Origin of the sequence: Tenacibaculum retecalamus (genome assembly GCF_027941755.1) — a bacterium.
In the GTDB taxonomy this organism is placed as follows: domain Bacteria; phylum Bacteroidota; class Bacteroidia; order Flavobacteriales; family Flavobacteriaceae; genus Polaribacter; species Polaribacter haliotis_B.
In genome coordinates this window covers 979372-995669 of the sequence record NZ_CP115916.1, presented here as the reverse complement: position 1 = coordinate 995669, position 16298 = coordinate 979372, and the positions used below count along the sequence as shown (strand labels likewise).

Genomic DNA, 16298 nt, shown 5'->3' with positions numbered 1-16298 from the left:
GCAATAATATCAACTTTAAAATAAAATAACACATATACTTTCTTTTATAATAGTATTACTATTATATTTGCACATGTAAATATTATTTTATGAAAAGTTTATTAGCTAATATTAAAATTGAAATTCCTTGTGGAATATATATCAAAGACCCTGAAACATCTGATTTAGGGAAAAGAATTGTAGAGAACAGTATTAAGTTAATAGAAGAGGTTGGTTTTGAAAACTTTACTTTTAAAAAGTTGGGGAAATTAATTGGCTCTAATGAAAGCTCTATATATAGATATTTTGAAAGTAAACATAAGCTTTTAATTTACTTAACTTCATGGTATTGGGGTTGGATACAATATCAATTAGTAATAGAAACATATAGCATAAATGATCCGAAAGAAAAATTAGTTAGAGCTATAAATATAGTTACTAAAACAACAGAACAAGACAGTAATTTTTCACATATAAATGAGGTTTTACTAAATTTAATTGTAATTAATGAAAACTCTAAATCATATTCTACAAAAGAAGTAGATTTAGAAAATAAAGAAGGCTTCTTTAAACTATATAAAGAAGTAGTAAAACGTTTGGCCGATATTGTTACTAATTATAAAAACTCTTATCAGCATCCTTTAACACTGGCTAGTACTGTTATTGAAGGTGCTTTACATCAACAATTTGTTAAGCAACATTTTAAATCATTAACTAATTGTAATGATACTATTTCTATTACTTCATTTTTTCTTGATCTAACATTAAACACTCTTTCGAATGACAGATAATACCCCATTAACTCCTTGGCAACGTTTTTTAGGCCTTTTAAAACTAGAGAGAAAAGATGTTTTACAAATATCATACTATGCCGTTTTTGAAGGTATCGTAGCTTTATCTCTTCCATTAGGAATACAAGCCATTATAAATTTATTACAAGGCGCACAGGTTTCTGCTTCATGGATTGTTTTGGTAATATTGGTTACAATAGGCGTTGCTTTCAGTGGCGTTTTAAAACTAATGCAAATTAGGATTATAGAAACCATACAGCAACGTATTTTCACTAGAGCATCTATAGAACTTAGTTATCGATTTCCTAAAATTAAAATGAGCGAGTTAAGAAATTATTACCCACCTGAATTGGCTAATCGTTTTTTTGATACACTTACAATTCAAAAAGGAATTTCAAAGATCTTAATTGATGTTCCTTCAGCATTTTTACAGATTATTTTTGCCCTACTTTTGCTATCATTTTATCACGGTTTTTTTATATTATTTGGTTTTCTATTATTGCTATTAATCTATATTGTATTTAAATATACCGCAAAAATAGGTTTAGAAACAAGTTTAAATGAATCTAAAGACAAGTATAAAGTAGCACATTGGTTACAAGAAATAGCAAGAACAATTATTAGTTTTAAGTTATCAGGAAAAACAAAACATGCCTTAGAAAGAAGTGATGTATTGGTTAATGATTATTTAAACTCGAGAGAAAGTCATTTTAAAATATTAATCATTCAATATGTTCAAATGATTAGTTTTAAAGTTATTATTACTGCAGGTTTATTGCTAATGGGTGGTTTTTTAGTATTAAATCAACAAATGAATATTGGTCAGTTTGTTGCTGCAGAAATAATTATATTGTTAGTAATTGCTTCCGTTGAAAAGCTTATTCTTGGCTTAGAATCTTTTTATGATGTTCTTACTTCTATTGAAAAGTTAGGCCAAGTAATAGATAAACCAATTGAAAACCAAGAAGGAAATAAGATTAGTAAAACAACACCTTTTAAAGTTGAGATTCAGAATCTTTCATATAATGCTGATAAAAAAAATTTCGCTATTTTAAATGATATATCATTTAATGTTAATCCAAAAGACCGAATATTAATTCAAGGTGAAAGTGGCTCTGGAAAATCGAGTTTAGTACAATTAATTTGTGGTCTTATAAAACCTACATCAGGAAATATATTTGTGAATAATTTATCATTAGAAAGCATTCAAATTAATGACTACAGGGCTAATTTAGGCTTATCATTATCTGAAGAAACTCCTTTTAAAGGAACGATTAGAGAAAATGTAACTTTTGGTGACCTTTCAATTACGGATGATGAAATTTACTCGATATTTAATATCGTTGGTTTAACAGATTTTTTAAAACATCAGCCCAATGGTTTAGACACCCATTTAAAACCCGAAGGAAAACTTATTGGCTATACTATTTCTAAAAAAATAATTTTAGCAAGAGCTATTATTAAAAAGCCTCAACTTTTAATATTAGAAGATCCTTTAGATCAATTAGAAAAACAAGAAGCCAAAAACATTATCGATTTTATAACAAAACCATCTCAAGCATGGAGCTTAATTATTGTTAGCAGTAATGATAATTGGAAAGAAAAATGCAACAAGCTAATTACCCTTAAAAAAGGAATTATTGTTAATAATTAAATAAGATACAATGTTAAATATCTCTAATAATTCGGTTTCTAATCAACTAAATTTATCTAATTTTAAATCAGGTAAAAAAGTATTTAGAAAAGAACATCATAAATTATTTCGAAAATTTCTTCTTTTATTTTTACTTATACTACTTGTTACGATGTTTTTACCGTGGACACAAAACGTAACTAGTTCTGGTAACGTAACTACTTTAAAACCTAACCAAAGACCACAAACATTACAGTCTCAAATACCAGGTCGTATAGAAGAATGGTTTATTCAGGAAGGTGATTTTGTAAAAAAAGGCGATACTATTTTAAGAATATCTGAAATAAAAAGTGATTATTTCGATATAAAACTTGCAGAAAGAACAGGGAATCAATTAAACTCGAAAAATCTTTCTGGCAAATCTTATACTAATAAAATTGCAGCACTAAAAAGACAAATTTATGCTTTAAAAGATGAACGTCAATTAAAATTACAACAAGCCAAAAACAAACTACAACAAGCTTATTTAAAGGTTAAAAGCGATAGTATAGATTTAGAAACTATTGTTATAAAACAAGGCATTGCTAAAATTCAATACGACAGAACACTTACTTTACAAGAAGAAGGCTTAAAAGCTGTTAAAGAGGTAGAAGAAAAGAAAGCGAAGCTTCAGGAATATTCAGCAAAAGTTATCTCTCAAAATAATAAATTATTAACATCTAAAAATAATATTATTAACACGAGACTCTCTATTTCTAGTATTGGTGCTTCTTATATCGATAAACTTTCTAAGGCAGAAAGCAGCCTGTACTCTGCAGAATCTGAAGCCTATGAAACTGCAATACAAGTTTCTAAATTAGAAACAAACCTTGCTAATTATAACAAAAGAAACTCTTTATTATATGTTACAGCTCCGCAAGATGGTTATATTAATAAAGCTATAAAATCTGGTATTGGAGAAACTTTTAAAGAAGGCGAACAATTAGTTAATATTATGCCTGCTATATACGATTTAGCTGTAGAAATGTATATAAAACCGATTGACTTACCGCTGATACATGTTAACGAAAAAGTTCGTGTTCAGTTTGATGGTTGGCCTGCATTAGTTTTTAGTGGTTGGCCTAACATGTCTACCGGAACTTTTGAAGCAAAAATAATTGCTATTGAAAATTTCATTAGTAATAATGGTAAATATCGAGTTTTAATTGCTCCAAATAATGAACTAGAACCTTGGCCAAAAGCCATTAGAATTGGTTCGGGTGCAAAAACAATAGCTCTATTAGAAAATGTACCAATTTGGTATGAATTATGGAGACAAATTAACAGCTTTCCTCCTAATTTTTATCAACCAGAAGACACTAAAAACAGTTCAAATAATAAGAAATAATGAAAAAATTATCTTTTCTATATCTATTTATCAGCTTTATTTCTTTTTCTCAAAATAAACCAATCAACACGCTTTCTTTAGAGGAAAGTTTAGGTTATGTAAAAAAACACCATCCTGTTTTAAAACAGGCTAAACTTATTACAAACACAAACGAAGCTAAATTAATGAAAGCGCGTGGCGCTTTTGATCCTAAAATAGCAATTGACTACGACAAAAAAGAGTTTAAGGATACGGATTACTACAAAAAATTAACCTCAACCTTTAAAATACCAACCTGGTACGGAATTGAATTAAAAGCTAGTTATGAAAACAATTCAGGTCAATTTTTAAATCCACAATCTAAAACCCCTAAAAATGGGTTATACAATGTTGGAGTCGCTATTCCGTTAGCCAGAAACTTATTTATTAATAAAAGAATGGCTACCTTAAAACAAGCTAAATTGTACACCAAACAAGGTAAATTAGAACAGCAGCTACTTATAAATGCCATTTTATTTAATGCTATTGATGCTTATTTAAATTGGACTTTGTATTACCAACAACATATCATTTATAAGGATTATTATACCAATGCACAGGTTCGACTAAAAAACGTAATTACCAGTTTTAAAGCTGGTGATAAAGCTGCGGTAGATACTTTAGAAGCTAGTATTAATTTAAAAAGCAGAAAGTTAGATTTAGAAAAAGCCAATATCAAATACATAAAATCAAAATTAGAGTTTTCTAATTATTTATGGATTGATACTAATATTCCGATGGAGTTAAAAGATGAGATGATACCTGATATTACAACTTTTAGCAAGATGGATGTACTTTTAAAATCGACAGCAAATGCTATTGTTCAGAATAACTTAAATGATCATCCTAAAGTAAAATTATTAGAATTAAAGAGAAGAAACCTAGAAATCAACAAACAATTAAAAGTAAATAACTTACTTCCTAAAATTGATTTTCAATACAATTTACTAAGCTCTAAAGTGGATAATTTAGATGCTTTTAATGTATCCAACTACAAAAACTCACTACAAGTTAGTGTTCCTTTATTTTTAAGAAAATCTCGCGGAGAATTAAAATTAGCAAAACTTAAATTACAAGATTTAAATTTTGAAATATCATCTACAAAAATAAGATTACAGAATAAAATCAACGTCACAAGGCAACAAATAGTTTCGTACGAAAAGCAAAAGAACATATTTGAAGACTTAGTTAACGGTTACAAGAAAATTGTTAAAAGCGAAGAAAGAAAATTTTCATTAGGAGAAAGTTCTCTTTTTCTAATTAATTACCGCGAAGTAAAATTAATCGAAAGCAATTTAAAAGAAGTAAAAAACAACTATGAATATGCCAAAACAAAAAGTGCACTTATTCAGTTACTAGGGCAGCTAAATACGTTATAATTATTCTTTATATTCTTCTAGCAAAGCTTTATCAATAAAAATATGCGCTGGTAAAACTCTTAATCGATATTTACTTTCACCAATAAATGTGATTAAATCTTTACGCTCTAGTTTATCGTTTCCTTCTAATTGAAGTATCGAATTTATATTATCCGCTATTCTTGTTAAGTAGGTTTGACTTTTTATTTCTCCGCCTAAATTTACAACAATAGATTGGTTACAAGCATCAGCAAATTTTCTTCTATATGCAAAGTTTAATAAATTTTTATACTGTGTTGTTTTCGATCCAAAATCTATTCTTTCTTCATATATTCCTTTAGATGGTATACTTAATTGTATTAAAGACCAGTCTAAAAATTTGATTCGAATCTCATTAGGCTTTGGCGTATGTGCTAATTGAATTACCCAGCTTGTTGCCAAAACTAAAAACACCGAAACCAACGATGTTTTTGCTATAATCCTAATCATCAGATTCACAAAATCATTATCTAAACTTACAAAAACATCATATAATTGCGATAGAAATAATAATAAAATTGAAACGATCGAAATAATAGCTACCAATTTTAAATCTCGATACATAAAAGTTCTAAAAAACGAAACTGCCATTAAATAACACAAAAAAGTAGTTAATAACACATCCGGAATTGCTGCTATTTTCATTCCGAAATAAATTTCATTTCCTATAAACGAGGACAAAATAAGTGTGATTGAAGCTACTATAAGTATAATAACTCCAATAACTTTTACGTTTTTTTCATTTCTATAAATAAATTTTGGCGCGTCATACACATAATATAATGCCAGTAACCAAAATAAATTATTTATGGTTGATAAAATATTTACACCTATTTGATAAATACTTGTTTCTATAAATTTAAAATAACCCGCTGTATATGCCCAAATACCAGAAATTACCCAAATTAACATTCCAAAACTTAAATACAGTAAACCTTTATCTACACGTTTTAATATACTCCCCTCTTCCAAAACCTGCTTAAATCGCTTTCTTATATTATAATAAATAGCTAACAATAAAATTGCGCCTATAAAAGAAATAAAAATGTGCAATAAATTATGAAATTGGTTAAGTTCAGACATACTTTTATCCTAAAATTTTCGAAATCAAATCTTGTTTCGCTTTTTCATCATCTCCAAACAACCAACGTAACGTATTATCTTCCCAAATTTCGTCATATTGCTTTTGATTAATAATATCTCTATCAATTGCTAAATCTAACAATTTACCTGGATACGAAGATTGCGCGTCGCTTTCCATTTCTCCTAACGGATATGGATCATCTAATCCCATTATTACTTGATTAGATCCTTGTCGGTCGATCATTAATTTTAAAGAATCTGTATCATGAACCAAAGTGTCAAAAAAGATATTCGGGTGCCCTACTGCTTTTCTTGGGTGCGTTTTTCCTTCAAACAAATCGGGTCTTCCGTCAAATCCTTGAATACGACGTCCTAAATTCATTTGCGCCAACTGACCACCATGCGCAAAACAAGTTCTTATATTCGGAAAACGTTCTTGCATACCGTTTAAAGTATAAAAATGATACGCATCACCACATTGAGCCAACATCCAAATTAAATGAAAACGCCAATTGGTATTTTCTAACTTAATCATTTTATCTCCGTCATACGGATGAATTTCAATGGCTAGTTTATATTTATTTGCCAATTCGAAAATTGGATCATTTTCTTTATCAAAAACACAACGCCACTGCCCAATCGAATCCATAAAATGTGTTGGCAAACACAATACTTTTAAACCTAATTCTTCTACACAACGCTCTATTTCATATAATGCTCCGTAAATAAAACCAGGATGCACCACAAAACCACAAGTAAATTTACCTGGGTGATCGTGCTGTACCTTTGCGTTAAAATCATTTTGAAAACGCAATGCTTTTTTCATTTCTTCTAAACGCAATCCGTTTCCGTACAACTGAGAAAGATTTAAAACTACGGCATGGTCTAACTTATTTTTTTCCATCCAAAGTAACTTTTCATCTAAAAAGAAACTCGAATCTGTAACAGGTCGTTTCCATCCTTTTTGCAACATATGTTTTCGCTCATCATCTACCCAAAAGATTTCTTTTTCCTTCATAAAACTAGGAATTTGCTCTGGATATGGTAATAAATGTGAATGCCCGTTTATGCGTAATTTACGTTTCATTTATTTAATTTTATTTGGTGCTTGCATTACTGTTCCGCAATTATTACAAGTACATTTTTGAGTATCAGAATAATATTTATCAAAAATAATTGGCATATCTGTTTCTATATTATCCAAAGCAAATTCTTCTCTGTATAACTGATTTCCACAATTTTCGCAATACCATTCTAAGGCATCCATCATCTCTTTAGCTCGCGGATATTCAATTACCAAACCTACCGTATTTTCTTTACGTTGTGGCGAATGCGGTACTTTAGCAGGCAACAAATAAATATCGCCTTCATTAATTTCTACATCAATCATTTTTCCGTTAGCATCAATGATTTTTAAAACCATATCACCTTCTACTTGGTAAAAAAACTCTGGTGTTTCGTTATAATGATAATCTTTTCGGTTATTAGGCTCACCAACAACCATTACAATATATTCGCCATTATCCCAAACTTGTTTATTACCAACGGGTGGTTTTAATAAATGACGGTTTTCATCAATCCATTTTTTAAAATTTAAAGGCTGTACTAAATTCATATATATAGTATTTGGGCGTTCCCTAAAGGTCGGGCTTTTCGCTGTATCTTTTTATGTATTCTCGATACATTTTATTTTTTTCGTTATCACTTCAAAATAAAACACTCGAATTAACATAAAAAGGATGCCGCTGCAATCCCTAACGCAAATTTTATTTTTAAATTACAAACTTTTTATCTCTTTATAAACAATCCTCCAATTCACTTTTATAACAAACCTCAGCAAACAAGCTTAGCCCTGATTGAGCGGTTTGTTTGAGCTCTTTTTTGCTGTTAGTTCGAGTAAATTTGTAAAGTATGAACAAATTTACTCGAACTAACAGCAAAAAAAGCGAGTAGTGAAAGCAGGAAATAGCTACTAATAAATTTACAAACTCTTTGTTCTTCCACCATCAACCGGAACGTTAATTCCGTTAATAAAACTTGCTTTTTCACTTGCTAAAAACACCACTGCGTTGGCAATTTCTTCTGGTTTTGCAAAACGTTTTGCTGGCGATGCGTTCATCATATTTTTAGAAACCTCATCAACAGACAATCCTGTTTTGGCAGCTTTATTGTTTATAATTTCTTTTAAACGCTCTGTTCCTGTAGCTCCAGGCAATACATTGTTTACGGTAATATTAAACTGCCCAAGCTCGTTTGCCAGTGTTTTAGACCAATTGGCTACGGCACCACGAATCGTATTCGACACTCCCAAACCATCTAAAGGCTGTTTTACCGAAGTAGAAATTACATTGATAATTCGACCAAAGCCTGCTTTTTTCATAAACGGAACCACTGCTTGCACCAATACATGATTGCATTTTAAATGTTGTGTAAAAGCGCGTTCAAACTCATCTAATTGTGCATTAAAAACTGGCCACCAGCTGGTGCACCAGTATTATTTATTAAAATATGAAAGTTTAAATTACTTGCTTCAATCTTTTCTTTTAATTCTGATGGATTTGAAAAATCGGCAACGATATAACTGTGATTTCCTTTTGGTAATTCAGCCAAAACTGCTTTTAATTTTTCTTCGTTACGCGCAATTAATGTTACGTTTACACCTTCTGTAGCCAAACCAATTGCTGATGCTTTTCCGATACCTTGTGTGCTACCGCAAACTAAGGCGTTTTTATTTTGTATGTTTAAATTCATTTTTTATAGATGAAAGAAAAAAGATGTTAGAAAAAAGACTTTTACATCTTTTTTCTTGATTCTTTTCTCTTGGTTCTTATTTATTTTCTAAAATCATTGCTTTAATTTTCACTGCTTTTTCAAAGTGGTCTAACTCATGAGTTTCAATCCACCATTTTGCGACTCCCATTAACAGTTTTGGATTGTCATTTTTGTTTTTAAAAAATGCGTAAAAAGACAACCCTACATTGGTTCCTTTTTTTGCGATTTTTTCATCACAAACTTCAATTATTTTTTGTCTTATTTCTTTATTCATCATTTTTATTTAGTTCTCGATACAATTTTTGGTTCCTCAAAATCACTCGAATTGACATTATGTAATCACTGTGTATTAAAATACAAAACTGGTATCTTTAATATTTAATACAAATATTTTTAGGTTCTGTAAAAAAGCGCAATGCTTCAAAACCACCTTCACGCCCTACGCCGCTTGCTTTTGCTCCTCCAAAAGGAGTTCTTAAATCTCGTAACATCCATGTATTTACCCAAACAATTCCGGTTTGTAATTGTTTAGAAAATTGCATGGTTCTATTTAAATTATTTGTCCAAAGTGTTGCAGATAAACCGTATTTAACATCGTTTGCTAAATGCAATGCTTCGTTATCCGTTTTAAATGACATAATGGTAACTACGGGATCAAAAATCTCTTCTTGATTCAATCGACATTTATTATCCGTTACTTCAATTATTGTAGGTTGTAAATAATATCCGTTTTCACTTTCGGTAACAGTCACAGTTTCACCTCCAAAAAGAATCTTACCGCCTTCTTGTTCCGAAATATCTATATAACTTTTTACTTTTTCTAAATGTGGTTTTGATACTAAAGCCCCGATATTTGTATCATTATTTGCTGGGTTTCCTACTTTTAATTCTGATACTTTTTGAACGAAATCTTTTTTGAATTGCTCGTAAATACTTTCTTCTACAAAAATTCTACTTCCGCATAAACAAATCTGCCCTTGATTAGCAAATGATGAACGAACTGTGGTTGCTAACATTTTATCGTAATCGCAATCTGCAAAAATAATATTCGGGTTTTTACCACCTAACTCTAACGATAACTTTTTAAACATTGGCGCCGCCACTCGTGCAATATGCGCTCCTGTGGTTGTTCCACCTGTAAAAGAAATTGCTTTAATATTTGGATGTTCAACAATTGCTTGCCCTGTAGTAGTTCCCAATCCGTGAACAATATTTAAAACACCTTTTGGGAGGCCAGCTTCATTACAAATTTCTCCTAATAAATAAGCAGTCATTGGAGTCACTTCACTCGGTTTAGCAACTACACAGTTTCCTGCAGCAATAGCTGGAGCAATTTTCCATGTGAATAAATACAAAGGTAAATTCCAAGGAGAAATACAACCTACCACACCAATTGGCTGACGTAACGTAAAATTTACGGCATTCAACCCTACACTTTCATGTGCTTCTGAAGCAAACTGTGTAATCGCGTTTCCAAAAAAACGAAAATTACTTGCTGCTCTCGGAATATCAATTTGTTTAGCCAAACTTAACGGTTTTCCGTTATCTTTAGATTCTGCCAATGCAAAACGCTCTAAATTTACTTCTAACAAGTTTGATATTTTAATCAGAATTTCACTTCTTTCTTCTAAAGTAGTGTTTGACCAAGCGGGAAAAGCATCTGCTGCTGCTTTATAAGCCAACTCAACATCTTCTTTGGTTGAATTCGGAATTTGAGAATATACTTCTCCATTTGATGGATTGTAATTATCAATCCATCTATCAGCAACAGGAGAAATGAGTTTACCGTTTATGTAGTTTTGTATATTCACTTTATTTTTTTATTAATCTATTTATATTCAATAATTAAAAAGATGGCTGTTTCATCACCAATATTTAAAACTTCGTGTGATGATCTCTCATCTTTGGAGAAACTAAATCCTGTTGGCACATTAACTTCTCTAGTTCCTTTAGCATCTTTAATTTTAAATCTACTTCCAGCAAGCGTATAACCAAAATGGTTGTTATGATAATGTTTTTCATGGCCGACTCCAGGTGGAAAAGTACATTTTAACACTCTTAATTCAGCATTGTCTTTTAGTACTTCACAAACCTTTTCTCCATTCCAACCAGCTTCTAAAGGGTCTGGCAGTTTCGTTTTAGACTTACACGATGATAAACCAATAATAAAGAAACAAAAAATTATCTTTTTTATATTGATACTTCTTTTTAATATACACATCTATTGCTCTTTATACGCCATTACTTTAATCTCCACAACTAAATCAGGATGTGGTAATTGATGCACTGCAACAGTGGTTCTTGTGGAATCGGTTTCTTTTTCAAAAAACTCAGCATACGCTTTGTTATAGCCAGCAAAATCGTTCATATTTACCAAAAATGAGGTTACATCAACCACATCTTTAATACTTGCACCAACGGTTTGTAATGTTTTATCGATATTTTTTAAAACTTCTCGTGTTTGAATTTCTGCATCTAACTTTTTAGTATTCATTTCATCAACCAACTCAACTCCTGCAATTGTATTGTCTGAACGCCTTGAACTTGTTCCTGACACAAAAATAAAATCACCCACAACTTTTACATGTGGATACGCGCCTCTTGGTGTTACTTTTTTTTCCATTTTTTTATATTTTACTCGTCAAGCTGAACTTGTTTCAGCTTCTCATGATGTGATTCTGAAATAAATTCAGAATGACGCTATTCTCTTACTAATTCCAACAGTTTAAGTGTTGTCCTTAAATTTCTGGTAGTTGCTATAACATTGAGTTTTTTCTCAATCGTATTATTCGTCAATTTTGTTTTTCCGAAACCTGACAGACAGTTTAAATAAACTACATCACCAGCTATTTTATATTTATCTTCTTTAATTCCTTTTATTTCAATTTCTGTTTCACTTGTTGTTTTATCTAAAAAAGTAAAAGCAACTATTTTTTCATTCTCTATTGAAAAGGGATATTTATCTATTACCGCTTTCCATTCTTGTGGTGTTCTTACTAACACAGGAATATCATAACCAAACTTATCAGCAATTCCTTTATTTACTTTTTTACAAACCTCAACTTTTGTTTCATCTGAACTTAAAATAATATTACCACTCTGAATATAGGTTTCAACATTTTTAAAACCTAAATCATTTAATAATTCACATAGCTCAGCCATCGGAAGTTTATTTTTTCCTGACACATTAATTCCCCGAAGTAAAACGATATATGTTTTCATATTTATTTTTGAGACTTCACAGATTTTGAAAACCTGTGAGGTATTTTACACATTACAAACCAGCAATTTTATCGTCATTTAAAATCTCATTGGTTTCTTCTCGCACTTTTTCTAAAACAATTTTTAATTCATCTTTTGTCATATTTAATGAAGTTGAAATATCTTTATCAGCAATTAAATTCAACAAAGCTTTGTCTTGTGCGCGTCCTTTTTTCATGGCTTCTTTATAAGGGATATTTTCGTTAAAAGTTACCATAGAATATTTAGAAAAATACTCGGTTGGAAAATTCTTCTCCAAATCCATTTCTATTTTTCTTTTTTGCTTGAATAATGGATTTGCCACATGATCTTTCATCTCATAAAAGTTATCGATCGCTAAATCAGCAATGGCATCGGTGTCTTCTTTTCTTGCTTTTTCGTACCTTTTAAAAATTGTTTCCCAGCTAGCTGTTTCTCGACTGCTCTCGAAACTATTTAAAACCTCGTCAAAAATAGTTACATCTTCAAACGAAGCATTCATTCCTTGTCCGTAAAACGGTACAATTGCATGCGCAGCATCACCCATTAAAATGGTTTTATTTTGATAGCTCCAAGGTGAACATTTTACGGTTCCTAACGAACCAGTCGGATTGTTAAAAAACTCGTCTTTTATACTCGGAATTAATTTTAAAGCATCGGGAAATTGCTCTTCAAAAAATGTGGAAATTTTTTCTTCGGATGTTAAATTTTCGAAATTATATTCACCTTCATCATAACTTAAAAAGAGTGTTACCGTAAAACTTCCATCCATATTTGGTAAGGCAATTAACATATATTCTCCTCGTGGCCAAATGTGTAAATGATCTTTACTTATTTGATGATTTCCAACTTTATCTGCCGGAATTTCTAATTCTTTATATCCATGAGATAAATAGTTTTGCGAATAGCTAAACAAAAACTTCTTCTCTAAATAATAACTTTTTCTAAGTGACGAACCAGCTCCATCTGTTCCGAAAATTACATCTGCATTAATAGAGAAATCTTCTTTAGTTTTATAATCTTTAAAATGAGCAACGGTATTTTCAATATCCACCGAAGTACATTTTTTATTAAAATGAATGGTTACATTTTCGTGCTTTTCGGCTTCAGTTAGTAAAATCCCGTTTAAATCGCCACGAGAAATTGAATTGATGTATTCATTTTCTCTTCCCGAATAATTTGACGCAAACGTATTGCTTTCTTTATCATGCATTAAACGTCCGTACATCGGAATACAAATTTCACGTGCTTTTTCTTCTACTCCGCATAAACGCAAAGCTTTAAATCCACGATCAGACAATGCTAAATTAATAGATCTTCCTGCAGAAATATCTGTAGTTCGTAAATCTGGACGACTTTCGTAAATAGTTACTTTAAAACCTCTTTGCGCCAATCGTAAAGCCAATAAACTTCCGCACAAACCTGCTCCTATAATTAATATATTATCTTGTTTGTTCATTAATTACTTTTTCAGAATGATTCAACTTACTTTTTAAATATTGATAATCTTCATATTCTAATTTTATACTTGATAATGAAATTTGTTGCATTTCATTATTTTCATTTAGAAAACTTAATAAGTCTGTTTTTGTATTAATTTTTATTTTAGAAAAATCATTAAAAATAACATTTACTTTTATTTTTTCTTTGATTGATAATAGAATTCGTTTATCCGAAATTATGAAATAATCATTCCTTTTCTCCATGAATAAACTAAGGATTCCAAATAGTTGATATTGCCAAAAACCAATATCGCTTTTTACTTTAACCTTAACTAAAACATTTTCATCTTTAGTAATTTTATTGAAAACACTCACTCTACAACAATCCTTTTAAAATCGAAACCATTCTAAACACATCTTCAAAACTATTATACATTGGCACTGGCGCGCAACGAATAACATCTGGCTCTCGCCAATCGGTTATAATATTGTTTTCTGTTAATTTTTTATGTAAACTTTTATCAGCGTTTTTTACTTGAATAGACAACTGACAACCGCGCTCTTTTGGATTACTTGGCGTAATTATTTTAATATCGTCTGAATCAATTTGGTTGATTAAAAATTCAAAATAACCTGTTAATTTTTCTGATTTTTCTCGTAATGCTTCCATTCCTACCTCAGCAAACATATCTAAAGAAGCTTTAATCGCAGCCATTGATAATATTGGCGGATTACTTAATTGCCATCCTTCTGCTCCTGCCATTACATCAAAAGGTTGACGCATATTAAAACGTGTTTCTTTATTATGATTCCACCAACCAGCAAAACGTGGTAATTCTTTATTATGTGCATGCTTTTCATGCACAAACAATCCTCCTAAACTTCCGAGCCTGAATTTAAATACTTATAAGTACACCAAGCTGCAAAATCTACTCCAGAATCGTGTAAATTAGGAGAAATATTACCAGCTCCGTGTGCCAAATCAATCCCTACAAAACATTCTTTTGAATGTCCTATTTCAGCAATTCGTTTTAAATCTAAATATTGACCGGTATAATAATTAACGCCTCCTATTAATAGTAACGCAATTTCATCTCCTTGCTCAGCAACGATCGTTTCTAAATCTTCAATATTTAATAATGTTTCTCCCGTTCTCGGTTTCCATTCAATCAAACCTTCTTCGGCATCAAATCCGTGAAATTTTAATTGCGATTGCATTGCATATCTATCCGAAGGAAAAGCATCCGACTCAATTACAATTTTATATTTCTTTTTTGTTGGCTGATAAAAAGATACCATTAACAAATGTAAGTTAGTTGTTAGCGTATTCATCACCACAACTTCTAGTGGTTTTGCGCCCACTATTTTCGCCATATTCTCCGTTAAAAACTCATGATAAGGCAACCAAGGTGTATTTCCTTCAAAATGCCCCTCTACTCCATAATTAGCCCAATCATCTAGTTCTTGTTGAATGTATTTTTGAGTATTCTTAGGCTGTAAACCCAGCGAATTTCCTGTAAAATACAACCATTCGTTACCTTCTTTATCTTTAGGTATATGAAACTGATTGCGTAAATGCGCTAATTTATCTTTTTTATCTTGTTGTTGTGCGTAATCGAGTGTTGCTTTGTACATGCTTCTTTTTATTTCTAAAAAACCTTTCTTTTAAACACTAAAGATACTTGATTTATAAACAAATCAAAAAAACAAAAGTGTTTCATTAAATGAAACGGTGTTTTATAAATTTACACTTTTTTATTATATTAGCAAAAATGATTTCAAAAAATAATGATTGAGAACAAAAATTTAAACCAATCAATTATAAAAGCTTTTACGGTTTTAGATGCTTTTACAGATGATAAAAAAGAATGGGGTGTACGCGAATTAGCTAATAAAACAGGTTACAACAAAAGTACAACTTATAGATTATTAAGCACTTTGGTTTATTTAAATGTTATACATCAAAATGAAAATGAAAAATATTGTTTAGGTAGCAAACTTTTTGAGTTAGGTAATCGCGTGTCACTATATAAATCACTTATTACAGCTACCAATCAACCAATAAAAAATGTTGCCTTAGAAATTCAAGAAACAGTTTTACTTAGCATCTTAAAAGAGCATCAGGTTTTTTATATTAATAAAGCAGATAGCCTTCAAGGATTAAAAATAAGTACTTCAATTGGTTCTTATCAACCAATTCACGCAACTGCTTCAGGAAAATTATTATTAGCTTTTTCTTCTATTGATAAGCAAGAAAAATATTTTAAAAACAACAATTTTACTAAATTTACTAAAAAAACAATTACCAAAATTTCAGATCTAAAAACAGAATTACATATTATAAAAAAACAAGGGTATGCTTTAGATTTAGAGGAGTTAGAATTAGGCTTAATCTGTATTGCAATTCCTATTTATAATAAAAAAGGAAATACTATTGCAAGTATTAGTGCTTCGAGCCTTCAAGTCGTTTTAAAATCGAAAACGTACAAAACTACATTTCAATCTTACAAAAAGGCGCATCCTTAATTGAAAAACCACTACAAGATTTTGATTCTT

At 30.4% G+C, this 16298-nt stretch carries 15 protein-coding genes and 2 pseudogenes; 5 read left to right on the top strand and 12 right to left on the bottom strand.

Annotated elements, in window-relative coordinates:
* Positions 1-89 precede the first annotated feature (89 nt).
* The 4 genes from PG912_RS04860 to PG912_RS04845 are packed head-to-tail and all read left to right on the top strand — an operon-like array spanning position 90 to position 5187.
* Positions 90-770: a TetR/AcrR family transcriptional regulator gene (locus tag PG912_RS04860; RefSeq protein ID WP_275688696.1), complete on the top strand. Its 681-nt coding sequence runs from the start codon at positions 90-92 to the stop codon at positions 768-770.
* Entirely contained in the window at positions 760-2424 is a 1665-nt protein-coding gene (locus tag PG912_RS04855; RefSeq protein ID WP_275688695.1) for a peptidase domain-containing ABC transporter, read from the top strand. Before PG912_RS04860 ends, PG912_RS04855 begins: the two co-directional genes overlap by 11 nt.
* Positions 2425-2434: 10 nt before the next feature.
* Positions 2435-3790 (top strand): HlyD family secretion protein, encoded by a 1356-nt coding sequence (locus tag PG912_RS04850; protein ID WP_275688694.1) that lies wholly within the window; start codon positions 2435-2437, stop codon positions 3788-3790.
* On the top strand, positions 3790-5187 hold the full coding sequence (locus tag PG912_RS04845) for a TolC family protein (RefSeq protein WP_275688693.1): 1398 nt from the start codon (positions 3790-3792) through the stop codon (positions 5185-5187). The genes PG912_RS04850 and PG912_RS04845 overlap by 1 nt, the downstream gene beginning before the upstream one ends.
* Here the strand turns inward: PG912_RS04845 and PG912_RS04840 are convergent, their stop codons facing one another.
* The 12 genes and pseudogenes from PG912_RS04840 to kynU all read right to left on the bottom strand — a co-directional run bounded on the left by PG912_RS04840 (position 5188) and on the right by kynU (position 15377).
* Complete coding sequence (locus tag PG912_RS04840) at positions 5188-6288, bottom strand: hypothetical protein (RefSeq protein WP_275688692.1); 1101 nt, start codon at positions 6286-6288, stop codon at positions 5188-5190.
* Positions 6289-6292: 4 nt separating this feature from the next.
* Complete coding sequence (locus tag PG912_RS04835; RefSeq protein WP_275688691.1) at positions 6293-7375, bottom strand: amidohydrolase family protein; 1083 nt, start codon at positions 7373-7375, stop codon at positions 6293-6295.
* Positions 7376-7903: a 3-hydroxyanthranilate 3,4-dioxygenase gene (locus tag PG912_RS04830; RefSeq protein ID WP_275688690.1), complete on the bottom strand. Its 528-nt coding sequence runs from the start codon at positions 7901-7903 to the stop codon at positions 7376-7378.
* Positions 7904-8269: 366 nt separating this feature from the next.
* A pseudogene (locus PG912_RS04825) lies at positions 8270-9039 on the bottom strand (SDR family oxidoreductase).
* 76 nt (positions 9040-9115) lie between these two features.
* Complete coding sequence (locus PG912_RS04820) at positions 9116-9334, bottom strand: DUF6500 family protein (RefSeq protein WP_275688689.1); 219 nt, start codon at positions 9332-9334, stop codon at positions 9116-9118.
* 97 nt (positions 9335-9431) lie between these two features.
* Positions 9432-10871, bottom strand: a complete 1440-nt coding sequence (locus PG912_RS04815) for an aldehyde dehydrogenase (RefSeq protein WP_275688688.1) — start codon at positions 10869-10871, stop codon at positions 9432-9434.
* Positions 10872-10888: 17 nt separating this feature from the next.
* Positions 10889-11281: a cupin domain-containing protein gene (locus PG912_RS04810; RefSeq protein WP_275688687.1), complete on the bottom strand. Its 393-nt coding sequence runs from the start codon at positions 11279-11281 to the stop codon at positions 10889-10891.
* On the bottom strand, positions 11282-11683 hold the full coding sequence (locus tag PG912_RS04805) for a RidA family protein (RefSeq protein ID WP_275688686.1): 402 nt from the start codon (positions 11681-11683) through the stop codon (positions 11282-11284).
* Between the two features lie 77 nt (positions 11684-11760).
* A complete protein-coding gene (locus PG912_RS04800; RefSeq protein WP_275688685.1) occupies positions 11761-12282 on the bottom strand; it encodes a DUF1697 domain-containing protein in 522 nt (173 codons plus the stop codon).
* Positions 12283-12334: 52 nt separating this feature from the next.
* Complete coding sequence (locus PG912_RS04795; protein WP_275688684.1) at positions 12335-13759, bottom strand: FAD-dependent oxidoreductase; 1425 nt, start codon at positions 13757-13759, stop codon at positions 12335-12337.
* Positions 13743-14117, bottom strand: coding sequence for a hypothetical protein (locus PG912_RS04790; RefSeq protein ID WP_275688683.1), 375 nt, complete (start codon positions 14115-14117; stop codon positions 13743-13745). Before PG912_RS04790 ends, PG912_RS04795 begins: the two co-directional genes overlap by 17 nt.
* A 1-nt stretch (position 14118) precedes the next feature.
* Positions 14119-15377 (bottom strand): annotated as a pseudogene (gene kynU / locus PG912_RS04785) (kynureninase).
* A gap of 153 nt (positions 15378-15530) precedes the next feature.
* On the opposite strand from kynU, the gene PG912_RS04780 reads away from it, so the two are divergent.
* Complete coding sequence (locus tag PG912_RS04780) at positions 15531-16268, top strand: IclR family transcriptional regulator (protein ID WP_275688682.1); 738 nt, start codon at positions 15531-15533, stop codon at positions 16266-16268.
* Positions 16269-16298 lie beyond the last annotated feature (30 nt).